The organism is Xanthomarina sp. F1114, from assembly GCF_026410255.1.
Classification (GTDB): Bacteria; Bacteroidota; Bacteroidia; order Flavobacteriales; family Flavobacteriaceae; genus Xanthomarina.
The window spans coordinates 1-15,649 of sequence record NZ_JAPMLL010000009.1; the positions used below are offsets into that span (position 1 = coordinate 1).

Annotated in this window: 13 protein-coding genes and 1 other RNA gene; 6 read left to right on the plus strand and 8 right to left on the minus strand. The window is 31.4% G+C overall.

Annotation, left to right across the window (positions count from 1 at the left end; genetic code table 11):
* Together OS188_RS08485 and OS188_RS08490 are read right to left on the minus strand one after the other, a co-directional pair.
* Positions 1 to 2,858, minus strand: a 2,858-nt coding sequence (locus tag OS188_RS08485; RefSeq protein WP_267148405.1) for a SprB repeat-containing protein, incomplete at its 3' end; no start/stop codon positions are given.
* A gap of 31 nt (positions 2,859 to 2,889) precedes the next feature.
* A complete protein-coding gene (locus tag OS188_RS08490) occupies positions 2,890 to 3,396 on the minus strand; it encodes a hypothetical protein (protein ID WP_267148406.1) in 507 nt (168 codons plus the stop codon).
* A gap of 475 nt (positions 3,397 to 3,871) precedes the next feature.
* On the opposite strand from OS188_RS08490, the gene OS188_RS08495 reads away from it, so the two are divergent.
* From OS188_RS08495 to OS188_RS08510, 4 genes are all read left to right on the plus strand, one after another.
* A complete protein-coding gene (locus OS188_RS08495; RefSeq protein ID WP_267148407.1) occupies positions 3,872 to 4,360 on the plus strand; it encodes a SixA phosphatase family protein in 489 nt (162 codons plus the stop codon).
* A 202-nt stretch (positions 4,361 to 4,562) separates the two neighbouring features.
* A complete protein-coding gene (ppk1, locus tag OS188_RS08500) occupies positions 4,563 to 6,629 on the plus strand; it encodes a polyphosphate kinase 1 (RefSeq protein ID WP_267148408.1) in 2,067 nt (688 codons plus the stop codon).
* 1 nt (position 6,630) lies between these two features.
* Complete coding sequence (locus tag OS188_RS08505) at positions 6,631 to 7,533, plus strand: Ppx/GppA phosphatase family protein (protein WP_267148409.1); 903 nt, start codon at positions 6,631 to 6,633, stop codon at positions 7,531 to 7,533.
* 100 nt (positions 7,534 to 7,633) lie between these two features.
* Positions 7,634 to 8,161 carry a porin family protein gene (locus tag OS188_RS08510; RefSeq protein ID WP_267148410.1) on the plus strand — a complete coding sequence of 176 codons (528 nt, stop codon included), beginning with the start codon at positions 7,634 to 7,636 and terminating at the stop codon, positions 8,159 to 8,161.
* 92 nt (positions 8,162 to 8,253) lie between these two features.
* On the opposite strand, the gene OS188_RS08515 is transcribed toward OS188_RS08510, so the two are convergent.
* From OS188_RS08515 to OS188_RS08525, 3 genes are read right to left on the minus strand one after another with little or no spacing between them, the layout of a single operon-like run.
* On the minus strand, positions 8,254 to 8,835 hold the full coding sequence (locus tag OS188_RS08515) for a MiaE family protein (RefSeq protein WP_267148559.1): 582 nt from the start codon (positions 8,833 to 8,835) through the stop codon (positions 8,254 to 8,256).
* A 32-nt stretch (positions 8,836 to 8,867) separates the two neighbouring features.
* Positions 8,868 to 9,443 (minus strand): hypothetical protein, encoded by a 576-nt coding sequence (locus OS188_RS08520; RefSeq protein ID WP_267148411.1) that lies wholly within the window; start codon positions 9,441 to 9,443, stop codon positions 8,868 to 8,870.
* A 40-nt stretch (positions 9,444 to 9,483) separates the two neighbouring features.
* Positions 9,484 to 11,232: a DNA polymerase III subunit gamma/tau gene (locus tag OS188_RS08525; RefSeq protein ID WP_267148412.1), complete on the minus strand. Its 1,749-nt coding sequence runs from the start codon at positions 11,230 to 11,232 to the stop codon at positions 9,484 to 9,486.
* A gap of 247 nt (positions 11,233 to 11,479) precedes the next feature.
* On the opposite strand from OS188_RS08525, the gene rnpB reads away from it, so the two are divergent.
* Positions 11,480 to 11,859, plus strand: an RNA gene (gene rnpB / locus OS188_RS08530) — RNase P RNA component class A.
* 44 nt (positions 11,860 to 11,903) lie between these two features.
* On the opposite strand, the gene OS188_RS08535 is transcribed toward rnpB, so the two are convergent.
* Genes OS188_RS08535 through OS188_RS08545 form a run of 3 tightly spaced genes read right to left on the minus strand, consistent with a single transcriptional unit; the run spans position 11,904 to position 14,000 of the window.
* A complete protein-coding gene (locus OS188_RS08535; RefSeq protein ID WP_267148413.1) occupies positions 11,904 to 12,461 on the minus strand; it encodes an RsmD family RNA methyltransferase in 558 nt (185 codons plus the stop codon).
* On the minus strand, positions 12,461 to 13,282 hold the full coding sequence (locus OS188_RS08540) for a DUF3822 family protein (RefSeq protein ID WP_267148414.1): 822 nt from the start codon (positions 13,280 to 13,282) through the stop codon (positions 12,461 to 12,463). Before OS188_RS08540 ends, OS188_RS08535 begins: the two co-directional genes overlap by 1 nt.
* The gene (locus OS188_RS08545; RefSeq protein ID WP_267148415.1) at positions 13,266 to 14,000 is read right to left on the minus strand and encodes a hypothetical protein; all 735 of its coding nucleotides are present in this window, start codon (positions 13,998 to 14,000) and stop codon (positions 13,266 to 13,268) included. The genes OS188_RS08540 and OS188_RS08545 overlap by 17 nt, the downstream gene beginning before the upstream one ends.
* A gap of 123 nt (positions 14,001 to 14,123) precedes the next feature.
* Here OS188_RS08545 and OS188_RS08550 point away from each other — a divergent pair, with 123 nt between their 5' ends.
* Positions 14,124 to 15,551, plus strand: a complete 1,428-nt coding sequence (locus OS188_RS08550; protein WP_267148416.1) for an ATP-dependent DNA helicase — start codon at positions 14,124 to 14,126, stop codon at positions 15,549 to 15,551.
* The last annotated feature ends 98 nt before the right edge of the window (positions 15,552 to 15,649 follow it).

The following is a 15,649-nucleotide window of genomic DNA, read 5'->3' on the forward strand; positions in this document are numbered from 1 at the left end:
CCATCACATAAAAGTGGAGCAGTAGGAGTTCCGTAATCTCCAGTAGCGTTACAACCACCAGATACAGTAAATCCGTCTAACCAAGTATTGAAAGCAGCATCTACAGCAGCTTGATCTGCATAGTCGCAAGCATCAGTAGTCATAGCAGTAGGAGCGTTAGCAAGAACTTCAGGTGAGTTTATTGTAATAGTTTGTGTATCTGTTGCAGTCGCATCACATGCATCTGTAACAGTAAATGTTCTAGTTACTACTAAAGGACAAGAACCAGACGAACTATCTTGGTAAGAAACACTTACTACATTATCATCTGTAATTGTTCCACCTTCGGCTAAAAACTCAGCCTCTGTAATTGTAATAATATTTTCATTATAAGGTAAGGATGTTAAATCTCCAGTAACAACATCTACTTCGGAGCATCCATCTACTTCAAATCCATTAGGAACGGTAATTATAGGCGTATCGTTTTCTTCTTCAAGAACTTCAATACTAGCTGTAGCTGTACAATTAGAAATTGTATTGCTAACTGTTACAGTATAAGTACCAGCCGCCAGGCCTGAAATATCCTGAGTCGTCGAATTAGCAGGATCGTCCCATGTATAGGTATAATCTTCGGAACCTCCTGTAACTGAAATATCTATTGCTCCAATAGTGGTTTCTAAACAAGTTGTTGGAGTAATGCTTTCTAAAGTAATTTCTATTTCGTCATAGACAGTTACTGTTATAGGTGTTTTTTCACCCACACATGTTGTACTAGGACCTTCAGCAACGTAATAAGTAAAAGTTCCAGCTGTACTTGTAGAAGGTGTTAAAGTTAATAAACCTGGTGTACTTGGATCGTTATCAGGATAGAAAAGAACTACATAATTAGGATCTGTAGGAGTTGCAGTCAAGTCAACAGCTGTTTCATTTAAACAATAAACAACATCTTCTGTAGTAGGCACTGTATTAACCTCAGTAATTTCAATAGTAAAAATATAACTACATCCTGTATCTCCTGGAGGTACTGCGTAGTACGTGCTTACCCCAATAGTTGCAGGAAAAGGATTGCTTGTAGTGTATTCTATAGAAGAATCTGTTACTGGATAAGAATCATAGAATCTAGATCCTGCAGGGAAGTTTCCAGACACAGCTGAAATAGGTATAGAATTATTATCAAAATCGCAATAAAAGAAGTCTCTTTGAACAGATACATCTGTACAGTTATCAATTATATATTGTGCAGAATTAATATCAATTTCGATAGGGTTTACATTAGGTTCACCTTGGCAAACACCTTCTAATTGATATCCTTGAATTAAAGGTAGACTGTAATCATTTCCAGAAACAACACCTGTTCCAGATATTTCGCCACCCACGATAACAATTTTAGGTGCACAGTCGTTATTAACTAAAATAGAACAATCTGTAGTGGTCGATATTTCAAATTGAATATCGGCCATAAGTTCCGAAGCATCTATAGGGTTTAATGGAAGATAAGAAATGTCCCAAACTACAGCACCGGTAGCCCCTTGATTTGGAGCAAAATATGGTGGTGACGCTTGAAATAATGGGTTGTATTCGTTATAGGTTATACTTCCCGGAACAAAATCTGCAGTATATGGAATAGGTATAATTAATTTACCATCTTCGATAGCTTCCGTACCAAGGTTTCTTATTTCTACACCATATTCAACAACATCTCCAGGTTCTACCACATACGGGCTAACAGGAGGCATTCCATTTATAGCATTTGTTGTTAATAAACCTTCAGATTCTGGGATATATGCATCTACAGAAAAAGTTATATTAAAAATAATATAGGTGTCTTGGGTTGAACCGTAACGGAACTGAGTTGATGTTTGGTTATTCCCTATTACACTATTGTTTAAATTGGGTACATCGAACATGGCAATATCTAAACCGGTATTATTATTTAAATTTGGATTTCTAGAATTACCACCAGTTTCTATAGAAGAGTTAAAGAAGTTTCCTGTATAGTTTCCTGAGTGATTTAAACTTTGGAATTGATTGTCAGATTGTCTTCTAATTTGAAAATAATCGCCAGAAATACTAACATCACCTTCACCGGCCATCATACCTAATCTAACATTTACATCACCATTTTGAACGGTATTAAATCCAGAAACGTTTAAAGTATGGTTAATAGACGTAGAACCTTGTACATAAGCATAACCATCAAAAACAGTTACGTCTCTCCAATTCATTTTAGAGTTTTCGTAAACAACAACCATTCCCCAGCCACCATAGTAACCAGTTCCTCCTCCAGAACCTTGGGTTAAAGCTATGTCGGCAACAAAATACTCACCTAATCCACCATTTCTTACAATATGCGTTACCTCTTTATAAGCAGCAAACATGTTACTGTCTCCAGGATATCTTATATCATCGGCATCGGCTACTATAGTTTGATAAGATTGATTAGGTCCTCTAAATTTAACAGTTCGTCTTTGAGTATTTGAAAAACTACTACTATTTCTACCGGTCCAATATAAACCAGCATAAACAATATTAGAACATTCAGGGTTTGCACCGTTTTCTGTTGACAGAGCAAGTGTTGAACTCGATGAGTTTGACGTATTTGGATCTCCATCTACATCAACAAATCTCATATCGTTAAAACCATTATCTCGTGTGTCTGAGTAATTAACCAATGTTAAGTTGGTATTACCAATCATAGTGAAGTCTCCCTTTACATTATATACCGTTTGCCCCGGGGTATAATCTGAGGTTCTTGGTGTAAAAGGAACTCTAACCTGGCTATAGCTCATAAAACTAGCGCTTAATAACACAACAGTTAATAAGATTAATTTTATAAACCTTTTGTTAGCTTGAAATTTAATAGCGTATAATTTTTTCATCTGTATAATAATTAAATATTATAATTTTTATTTATGAAGGATTAACAACTTTATAAAACACGGTTGTTACAGACTCAGCGTTTAATAAATAATTATTTATTTGTTGCTCTGTACATTCAAATAAGGATTTGATATAAATATATTTTAACGAAGAAAACCCGTTTAAACGAGAAAGGTCAAAGCGGGTATTTAAATCGGAAGGTCTACGTAGAATAATTGTAATTAGTTCTACTTGGTTGTATTGCGGATTTGCACCTTCTATAGCAGAAACAGAATTACCATCTAAAAGTTTAATAACTTTAGGAGAGTCTCCACCTGTGTTGTTAATTACTCGAGCGTTCTCGATATATACAGAAGGATTAAGACCATGCAATAAATTATCTGGTATATCAATAGAAGATCTTAAATTTCTAGTTTCATTTCCATCGTCATATATTCTGAGAATACGTTCTTGAGCAAAACTGACATTAAAAAATAAGAGGGAGAATACACAAACTGCAAGATAGTTTGAGAATGCTTGTTTAGTTAATTTTTTCATAATGAGTCAAGTTTAAATGTTTAAACCTTAAATGTTAAATATGTAAAATCTTAAGTTTTAACTTAATGTGTTAATAATACAACTATGTGTATGTTTACTGAGGGAAGTACATTGACGCATCAATGCATCATGGATTAAGTGTCTCTTTCGATTTTGGGTTAATTTTTAATAAATAGCTTACACAACAAATAAATAGCGATTCTTTATTGTAATCAAATATAAATGTTAAAGAACTCATAAATTCGATAAGAGGCTTTTTCAAAACACGTTGTCGATGAAAAAACATAATTAGCCGAACAGAATAATGCCCAAAATTTTGAAATTTATATACTGATAGAACTTTTTCTTACAGTTTGGAATGTTTGATAATTTAATTTTATAGTTTTATAATAGCTTAACTTGAGGATACCAAAATATATTATTTAACCGACAAAAGCAACACTTTGTCGATAATAAATGCTTTTAATCGTATAAAATGAAAAAATTAATACTTGTTAGACATGCAAAATCTTCTTGGAAAGAAGATGTTAAAGACCATGATCGTGGACTTAAGGCTAGAGGATGTACCGATGCAGAACTTGTTTCCTTAAAATTTAAGGAATATTCATTATTACCCGATAAAGTGCTTTCTAGTACCGCAAAAAGAGCGAAAACGACTGCTCAAATATTCAGTAAAAAGTTAAATTTAGATTCTGAGCTAATAGAGTTAAACAAAAATATTTACGACTTTTCTGGAGAAAACCTTATTAAAACCATAAAAGAGACTTCGGAGAATTATGACGTTATTATGGTTTTTGGGCATAATTTCGCTCTTACAAATTTTGTAAATACCTTTGGAGATATGCCTATTGAAAATGTACCTACTAGTGGTCTTGTAGTAATAGAGTTTCAAGTGGATTCTTGGAAGTTTATTTATAAAGGAGAAACTATTAAAGTAATATTTCCTAGAGATTTAAGACCATAATCTGTATAGTAAACGGAAAAATTTCTATAAACAAATATTTAAAATTACTTTTCTATTTAACTCTGGACATTACATTTATTTAAGACTATTTTATGGTCTCTATTATATAAATTTACACCAAAACACTTATAGAAGTTAGTTGTTATTCTATTCAATATTATATATTAATGGAATATATTTGTAACAGTTAAACCCACTTTTAATGACCAAAAGAGAAAAACCTAATAATAGTTATATAAACAGAGAAATAAGCTGGTTACAGTTTAATGCTAGAGTTTTGCAGGAAGCTGCGGACAAGAATGTACCATTAATTGAAAGGTTGAGATTTTTGGGGATTTTTTCGAATAATCTAGACGAATTTTTTAAAGTAAGATACGCCACAGTTAAACGAATTGTTGAAGCAGGAAAAGGAGCTAAAAGTGAATTAGGGGGAATTAGAGCAGAAAAACTACTTGAAGAAATAACAGAGATAGTTATAGATCAGCAAAGCTTAAGTTTAGAGATTTTAAGCAATATTGGACAAGAACTTGAAAAAGAAAATATTTATATCATTAAAGAAGATAATATAAATGAAAGTCAACATAAGTTCATTAAACAATATTTTATTCAAAAGGTTAGCCCAGCTTTAGTAACAATTATTTTAAGTAATCAGGTAGAGCTCCCTAACCTTAAAGATAGCGCATCCTACTTAGCGGTTAAAATGTCTTCAGATACACAACAAGAATGTCAATATGCTCTTATTGAAATTTCTAAAGCCATGGATCGTTTTGTGGTCTTGCCAGAACAAAATGGAAAGAGCTACATTATTATGTTAGACGATTTACTGCGTTATTGTTTAGACGATATATTTAATATTTTTGAATACGATCATATTTCGGCTCACATGATTAAAATTACTAGAGATGGAGAATTAGACTTCGAAAGTGATTTAAGTAAAAGTTTTATCGAAAAAATTTCGGATAGCGTCAAGCATAGACAAATTGGAGAACCTGTTCGTTTTGTATATGATAAAACCATAGATTTAGAAACGCTAACATATTTATTGTCGAAAATGGGTATAGATTCCCATGACAGTATTATTCCGGGAGGAAGATATCATAATCGTAGAGATTATATGGGGTTTCCTAGCTTAGGTAGAACTGATTTACTTTATAATAAAATTGAACCATTACCAATTAAAAACCTTAGTTTAGAAACTAGTATTTTTGATAGTGTTGCCAAAAAAGATTATTTACTTCATGCCCCTTATCAAACATTTTCCTATGTAGTTAAGTTTTTAAGAGAAGCAGCATTAGATCCAACAGTTATAACTATAAAAATTACTATTTATAGATTAGCTCAAATTTCTCATGTAGCTAGTTCTTTAATTAATGCAGCTAAAAATGGGAAAAAAGTTACGGTTTCTATAGAAATACAAGCACGTTTTGACGAACAAGCAAATATAGATTACGCCGAACAAATGGAAAATGAAGGCATAAATTTAATTTTTGGAGTTCAAGGTTTAAAAGTGCATAGTAAAATGTGCGTTATTGAACGGGAAGAAAATAAAAAGTTAAAACGTTACGGATTTATAAGTACAGGAAACTTTAACGAGTCTACAGCTAAAATATATACGGATTATACCTTGTTTACATCGGACCAACGAATATTAAAAGACATTAATAAAGTCTTTAGTTTCTTTGAGATCAATTATAGAATTTACAGATATAAACATATAATTACATCACCGCATTATACACAAAAAGCCTTTTTTAAACTTATAGATACCGAGATTCAAAATGTAAAAGCAGGGAAACCCGGTTATATTAGGTTAAAAATGAATAGTCTCTCTAGTCTTAAAATGGCAGATAAGTTATACGAAGCAAGTAGAGCAGGTGTTAAGATTCAAATGATTGTAAGAGGGCTTTGCTGTTTAATTCCTGGAGTAAAAGGTATGAGCGAGAATATTGAAGCTATAAGTATTGTCGATAAATTTTTAGAGCATACCAGACTCTTTATTTTTTGTAATAATAATGATCCAAAAATATATATATCCTCTGCAGATTGGATGACAAGAAATATTGAAAATAGGGTGGAAGTAAGTTGTCCTATTTATGACGAAGACATTAAAAAAGAACTTATAGAAACCTTTAATATCTCATGGAGCGACAATATTAAAGCTAGAATTTTTGATGAAACTCAGCAAAATAAATACAGAAAAAGTAAAGCGCCAAAAGTGCGTTCGCAATATGCTTTATACAATTATTACTCAAAAAAATTAGAAAATTAATATGCTTACCATTAAAAAGTATGCCGCAATAGATATTGGTTCTAATGCCATTAGACTTCTTATTGCCAATATTATTGAAGAAAAAGATAAAGAACCCAGATTTAAAAAAAGCTCTTTAGTACGTGTTCCAGTTCGTTTAGGTTCTGATGTGTTTTTAGAAGAGACAATTTCAGAATATAATAAAGAAAGAATTGTAGATACCATGAAAGCTTTTAAGTTATTGATGAAAACCAATAATGTAGTCAAGTATAAAGCATGTGCAACTTCTGCCATGAGAGAAGCAAACAATGGTCATGAAATTGCAGATTTAGTATATAAAAAAACAAGAATTAAAATTGATATTATTGGAGGTGAAGAAGAAGCAGCAATAATTGCTGCAACAGATTTACACACGTTTATAGACAATAGTAAAACATATTTATATGTAGATGTTGGAGGAGGAAGTAGTGAGTTTACTGTAATTAATAAAGGAAAAACAATAACATCAAAATCTTTTAAAATTGGCACAGTTAGGCTGTTAAATGATATTGTTAAAAAAGAAACCTGGAGCAAACTCGAAAATTGGATTAAAGACAATACCTCTGCCTACGAAAAAATTGATGTTATAGGTTCTGGAGGAAATATTAATAAAATTTTTAAAATTTCTAGAAAATCTTTAGGTAAGCCTTTAACCTATTTTTATTTAACCTCATATTATAAAACATTACAGTCTTATTCTTACGAAGAACGTATTACAGAACTAGATTTAAATCAAGACCGTGCAGATGTAATTATTCCTGCTACCAGAATTTTCTTGTCATCTATGAAATGGAGTGGGGCTAGGGATATTTATGTACCAAAAATTGGGTTGTCCGATGGAATTATAAAAAGTATCTACCATAAAACCGTTTCTAGCAATACATAGTAAAAAAGGTGCATTTGGTCTTTATTTTATATCTTTTTTAGACAAAACATATATATTAGCCTCATAAGTAACCCTAAACTGCTTTTTAAATTATTTTATTATGAAAAAAACATTACTTCTTTTAACCTTTATTATGGTTTCTGTTTTCACTTATGCTCAAGATAATATGTATGGTGTTCGTGTAGGATTAAATATTTCTAATTTAGATTTTGAACCTAATCCAACTTTCGATAATACACATAGAAATGGTTTTGCCATCGGTTTTTTTGGTGAATACGATTTATCTAAGTCCTTCGCCATTGCACCAGAAATTCAATTTTCTGCTGAAGGCGCAAAAGACAAAGATTTAAGAATAGATTATATTCAAATTCCTGTATTATTTAAATATAGAATTGGAGAGAATTTTTTAATTGGTGCTGGACCAATGGCAGGTGTTAAAGTATGGGAATTCGAAGATGCTAGCGCTAACTTTGCCTTTTCAATGGTTGGAGGTATAGAGTTTTTTATTACAAACGATATCTTTATAGATGCTAGATACCATTACGGGTTTACCAATGTAATGGATAAGGACTCATCGTTCGAAGCTAAAAACAGCAACATTCAAATAGGTGTTGGTGTAAAGATTTAAAAATAGAACACAAAATAAAAAAAACTCCGATAATTTTTTAAGTTATCGGAGTTTTTTGGTTTTAAAACACTTCTCAAAATAAGACTGCTTTCTTAACCGTGAATAGTTTCTTTTTTACCTAAATCTTTCATGATATCCGCTTCAAATTCAAGAAGCTCCTGCCACTTTTTGTCCACCTCTTCTCGGTCTCCATACTGTCTGGCAAAACCTAGAAACATGGTATAATGATTGGCTTCACTTACCATTAAGTTTCTATAAAATTCAGCAAGTTCTTTATCTTCCAATTCTTCCGAAAGTAATCTAAAACGTTCACAACTTCTGGCTTCAATTAATGCCGCATATAGCAATCTATGTACAAGTTGTGTGGTTCTACTGCCTCCTTTTGGAAAGAAGGTTATTAGTTTTACAACATACTCGTCTTTTCTGTCTCGACCTAAGGTCCAACCATTCTCTAAAATACGATCGTGAACCATCTTAAAATGACTGATTTCCTCTTTTACCAAGGCAACCATTTCTTGCACAAGTTCTGTGTATTCTGGAAAACTTACTATTAAAGAAATAGCCGTACTTGTTGCTTTTTGTTCGCAATAAGCATGGTCGGTTAAAATATCTTCAATATTTTTTTCTACAATATTAACCCAACGTGGATCTGTTGGTAATTTCAATCCTAACATGATTTTTTGTTTAGTCATCTTCTTAAAATTAACTAATTTATATATGCATAAAGTTCTTTCACTTCCTTTAATTTAAAGTTCCCTTCAGAATCTATAATTAGATCACAAAATCTTATTTTTTTACTGTCTATTTTTTCAATCATCACAGATAAAACAACGGTATTAGCTTTATAAGAAATAGTTTGATCAAATATCAATTTAATGATGGAATTGTTTAGTTTCAGGTTATTTTTGAAAGCGTTAAAAAACTGTTTGTCAATTGTTTTATTAAAAATTTCTTCTGAGTTTTTTGTTATAACAACTTCTGAAACAAATTCCCTATAGTACTCTTTATAGTTTATACTGTCTTGTCTAAACTCTTTTAAAACATTCTGCTCCATATGGGAGAAGGTTTTTATTTTTATATGAAATCCATTGTTTAAAATTGTATCAGTTATAACTTCAGAATATGTTTCAGGAATATAACTGATATTTTCAGAAAAGGAATCTAATAGTTTGTTTTCCTTTAAAACCTCAGAATTAGATTTATAGACACGATCTCTGCCATCGCAACTTAAAAAAGCAAGTCCAACACAGATAAAAGCCAATAAAAAAGATAATTTTTGCATAAGTACTTTTATAAATATAATCTTTCTAAGCTTATTTGTATTAAATGTCTAAATCAAAAGTTTTTCTTAAAGTCTCAATAGCTGGATTCTTTTCTAACAATTTTTCGTATTTATCTCTAGTTGTGTAAGCGTATTGCTTCTCCATTTCTTCATTGATGGAAATAGATAAATGTAAATTGTAATTATTGAGAGACTTTTTCATATACATCATCAAATCGTATTGCTGACGTTCTAACTCTACTTTATTAGTAGAATTTGGAAACTCCAAATAAATAGTAGTTCCCTCAATTTTTGGAGTATCTATAGATAGAATGGAAGCTAGATTAAATTGGCCTTTTTCTTCTAATTGCTTGACAAAAGTATTCCAATAAGACATAAAATCTTCTGCAGTAAACTTGTCGGTTGGCAGGTTTTCTTCATCGACAACCACTTCCATCTGTTTAATTTGATGTTCTTTTTTTGCTCTTATGCTTTTTAGAGATAAACCAGAGGTAGCTTGTTTTCCACTATTTAATGAAATTTTTGGAGTGTCTGCTTTTTTAGGCTCGGCAACTGCTTTTTCAACTTTAGTTGAAGTCAATGTTTTAGTTGAATTAGCTTTGTTATAAGCTTCCTTCTCCGGTTCTTTTACTGTTGTTTGCTGTTTCTGTTTAGATATAGCTACAGGTTTAATACCTTTTTTAATAAAGTAGCTAGCAGGAATTATGTAGTTTTTGCTATTTTTTTTTTCTCCATCAAAAGTGATAGAGGCAAGCTGCATTAGGCATAATTCAACGAGTAGTCGCTGATTTTTACTGGATTTAAACTTGAGGTCGCAATCGTTTGCTAATTCAATGCCCTGAAGTAAGAATGATTGCGAAGCTTTTTGAGATTGTATAAGATACTTTTCTTGAGTTTCTTCGCCTACTTCTAATAACTCTATGGTCTCCGAGTTTTTACAAACCAATAAATCTCTAAAATGAGATGCTAAACCAGCTATATAATGATGTCCATCAAAACCTTTGGCTAAAATACTATTAAACTGAATTAATAAGCTTGGTATATCATTTTCTAAGATGTAATCTGTACTTTTAAAAAAGGTTTCGTAATCAAGTACATTTAAATTTTCTGTAACAGCCTGTCTCGTTAAATTCTTTCCAGAAAAACTAACCACACGATCAAAGATAGAAAGGGCATCACGCATAGCGCCATCTGCTTTTTGAGCAATAATATGTAGCGCATCATCTTCGGCTTCTATACCTTGTTCTTTGGCAATATATTTTAAATATTCTTTAGCGTCTTTTACTGTAATTCTTTTAAAATCGAATATCTGACAACGCGATAAAATAGTTGGAATAATCTTATGCTTCTCGGTAGTAGCCAGAATAAAAATACAGTGTTTAGGCGGTTCTTCTAAAGTCTTTAAAAAGGCATTAAAAGCTGCTTGAGAAAGCATATGTACCTCATCGATAATATATACCTTGTATTTTCCAACTTGTGGCGGAATTCTAACTTGATCGGTCAATTCTCTAATTTGATCTACACCATTGTTGGATGCAGCATCTAATTCGAAAATATTAAAAGCAAAGTCTTCATCTTCTTTTTCCGTACCATCGCTATTAATCATTTTAGCTAAAATACGAGCACAGGTTGTTTTACCAACACCTCGAGGCCCAGTAAACAAAAGCGCTTGTGCTAAATGATTGTTTTCAATGGCATTCAATAAAGTATTTGTAATAGCCTGCTGCCCCACAACATCTTTAAATGTTTGAGGTCTGTATTTACGTGCAGATACTACAAAATGTTCCAATTTTCTTGAATTTATTTTAGCATTTTAATCATGCTAGGCCATAAAGTAACAAAGTTAAAAATAAGGTTTATAAAACCTGCTATTCCTGACTAAATTTAATAGGAGTTATTAACAAATATCCAACTAAAGTAAATAAATTATTTAGCTGAGTTAAAGTTATTAGTTTTGATATTAGAGATTTTGGAAATTATAAAATTGCAAAACTATAAAAACTTATAATTTAAAATTGTTTTAGTTAACTTTGCAGTAAGTAGATTGCCTTATCGCTGTTCTATCTAGATATCTATTTGGATAGAGTGGAGGAAAGTCCGAACACCAAAGTGCAACATAGTGGTTAATGGCCACCAGCCGTGAGGTTAGGAAAAGTGCAACAGAAAGTATGTACAGGTAATGCTGTAGTGAAACCAGGTAAACTCTATGTGGTGCAATGTCATGTAAACCAACGTCTCGTCCTCAATTTTTATTGGGTACAACGAGAAAGAGCTGCTCGCTCGATGTTGGAGGGTAGACAGCTAAAGTGTTTTGGTAACAAAACACTCAGATAAATGATAAGGGCTTTTTGTTTTTTGGTATTTATTATCAAAAAATTGAGAAGTACAGAATTCGGCTTATAGATTTACTTAAATAAACAATCCCAATTAGAGTTTTCTATTTGGGATTTGTTTTATAACCTATGCTTCTTCTTCCTTACTTATTGTTTTAAAAAAACTAAACATATTTCCGCCATAAATTTTAGAATGACTATAGTTTTTAGTCTGAGATAAGTCGGTATGCTTAGAATGCTCAACGATTAATACGCCATCTTCTTCTAATAAATTGTTTAAAAAAACAAGTTCTGGAAGCTTAGAGAAATTCTCTAAAGAAAACCCATAAGGCGGATCTGCGAAAATAATATCCGATTTTTGAGTTGTTTTTTCTAAAAATGAAAACACATCACTTTTAATAGTTTGTAAAGGCATTTCGAAACTTTTAGCGGTTTCGTTTATAAACTTGATGCAGCCATAATCTTCATCTACACAAGTAATATTAGTTGTTCCTCTAGAAGCAAACTCATAACTAATATTTCCAGTTCCAGCAAAGAGGTCTAAAACAGAAATATCGTCAAAATAAAACTGATTGTTTAAGATATTAAATAGAGCTTCCTTAGCCATATCGGTTGTTGGGCGAACAGGTAGTTTTTTTGGAGCAGTAATTCGTCTGCCTTTAAATTGTCCAGAAACAATGCGCATTAAAAACTATGTATTAGAGTAAAATCAGAATAGTCGGATTTTGGATTATTAAGGTATTTATAAGTATCGGCTCTGTTGCCAAAACTAATATGTCTTATGTATTTATACAAGATTGCATACAAATCGGATTCTTTTTCTATATCTCCTAAAAGTATGATATTTAGTTTTTCAGGATTTAACTGTAATTGTTCCATTGTAAAGAGAATATAATAGATAAAATCTTCTTTACTGGAATATTCGAAGCTATTAAAAAGCACCAATTTTCCCTGGTCTGAAACAACTATTTCAAAATGATCTTTATTAACATGTACGTACAATTTAACAGTATCGGCATGTTTTTCAAGTTGCAATATCTTATCAATTAAAATAGAGGAGTAGTGATTGTAGGTAAAATTGCCAAAGGTTTCGTAAATATAGTTGTTAACGTTTACATAAGGTACATAAACACATACGCTATCATTAATCTCCAAATTATCGTAAGCAATAAAATCCGATTTCAGGATTTTGGAATTAAACTTTAAATAATCGGCTAGATACTCTTCGTTAAATAAAGCTTTTGGCACAATAGTAGCTAATTCGTTTACATAAACTACATGGACATTATTAAAGTCTTTTTGGAGAGCCTCTTCGGTATTAAACAGATGTTTTAAGTAGTTTAGAGCATCAAAAGGAGAGAGCTTTCTATCTTTCTTAAAATGTTCTAAATAAACAATACTATTTGCTTCCTTGTTTAGGATACAAAAAGAAAGTCCATTCAAACTTATTTGAATGGACAAATCTAAATGAGATTGTTTATATTGGATTTTAGTCGCTTTCTCCATAAGTTATTGGCCAATTTCCATTGGTTTTAACTTCGTTCATAGATCCTACTTTTAAAGCGTCGCCATTAACGCCATCTACAGAAATCACTTGGTTTTCTTGAATAACTAGATCTTGATCTTGATCACTAAGAATAACATTCTTCTTAACGCTAGCTTCAAAAACTGGAATTTTAATATCGTTTTGATCTAATAATCCAGCTTCCATTTTAAATTGATCGTTTGTATTAGGAACATTCATCATGGTTTTATATCTATCAGAATTCCTAAATAAAGAATCTTTAACAGATTTAAATCCTAATGTATCAATAATGGTAATTTCTTTAGTTGTTTCAACACCACCGTATCGTTTTGTTAACTCTTCATCTATTACGGTAGAATCTCTACGCTGAGTAATAGTGAATTGTGCAGTATCAATAAATTTCACCAAATTATCGAAAGTTGGAGCAAATTGCCCTGTTACTTGTTGGTGTGCTAATTGAGAGTCTCTAATGTCTATTAACCTTTCAATAACGGCAGCATAACGCTGTTTCTTTACTTTGTTAAATTGAATTGGTTCGTATATCGACATAAAGGTTAGATATCCTAAATAGAAAATCAAAGCCCAAAGAGCAATAGTTAATACTGGTTTAACTTTAGATGGGACATACTTGTCAATTAGCCATACTAAACCAATTGTTACTAATATTACAGCAACAGCTATAAGAATTATTTTAAACATAGTGTCAGTTATTAAATTTAATTAAGGTACAACGCAAATCTACAATTTTTTTTTAATCGTAAAAACCAAAGGACGGAAAAATCATTGCTATCTTTGATGAAATTTCAAAAATTAACAACTTTCATGACATCTTCAGAATTTTATTCTCTTATAAAACAGCAATTTCCATTCCAACCAACCCAAAAACAAGAAATTGTTTTATTGCAGCTTTCTGAGTTTATTTTTTCTAAAGATCCAAATGCACTTTATTTATTAAAAGGATACGCCGGAACAGGAAAAACAACTATTGTTGGTACTATTGTTTCAAATTTATGGAAAATAAAAAAAAGTGCAGTCCTAATGGCACCAACGGGTCGCGCGGCTAAAGTAATTTCAAACTATTCAGGAAAAGAGGCTTTTACAATTCATAAAAAAATATATTTTCCCAAAAAAGAAAAAGGAGGAAGTGTAAAATTTGTTATGCAACCAAATAAGCATAAAAACACTATTTTTATTGTAGACGAAGCTTCAATGATCCCAGATACGCCAGGAGAATCTAAATTTGTTGAAAATGGATCCTTACTAGACGATTTAATGCAATATGTATATTCTGGTTTTAATTGTAAACTCTTATTAATTGGAGATACCGCGCAATTACCACCAGTAAAATTGGATTTAAGTCCAGCTTTAGACGATAGAACTTTAAGTCTAAATTATAACAAACAGGTTTCTAAAATGGAATTAGACGAAGTTGTTAGACAAGAACAAGATTCTGGAATCTTGGCCAATGCTACCCATTTAAGAGAAACCTTAACAGGCAGCTTTTTTGATAGTTTTAAATTCGATTTAAACAATTATACAGATATTGTTAGACTGGTTGATGGATATGAAATTATGGATGCCATAAACGATGCTTATAGCCAATTGGGTAACGAAGAAACTGCCATTATTGTTAGAAGTAATAAACGGGCTAATTTGTATAACGAACAAATAAGAAATAGAATTCTGTTTAACGAAAATGAATTAACCACAGGCGACTATTTAATGGTGGTTAAGAATAATTATTTTTGGGTAAAACCAACAACTGAAGCCGGATTTATTGCCAATGGCGATATTATTGAAGTTTTAGAAATCTTTAATATTATAGACTTATATGGATTTAGATTTGCTGAAGTTAAAATCCGAATGGTAGATTATCCTAAAATGAGACCTTTTGAAACTGTTTTGCTTTTAGATACTATTTCTGCCGAAACCCCTTCGCTTACATATGAAGACTCTAATAGACTTTATCAAGAGGTAATGAAAGACTATCAGAATGAAACTAGTAATTATAAAAAGTTTCTAAGTGTAAAGAAAAATAAGTACTTTAATGCCTTACAAGTTAAGTTTTCTTATGCTATAACTTGCCATAAATCTCAAGGTGGACAATGGAATACCGTATTTGTAGAACATCCTTATTTACCAGAAGGTATTAACAAAGATTATTTACGTTGGTTATACACAGCTGTAACCCGAGCCAAAGAAAAACTCTACCTGATTGGTTTTCCAAACGAATTTTTTGAAGAAGATTAAGTCCGTCTAAACCCTTCCGTTTAATACTTATTAAAAAGAGAAAAAGTTTCAGTTACTAAGAGGATAATATCTTTTAAAAGCCTTATTTTTGAAAACAC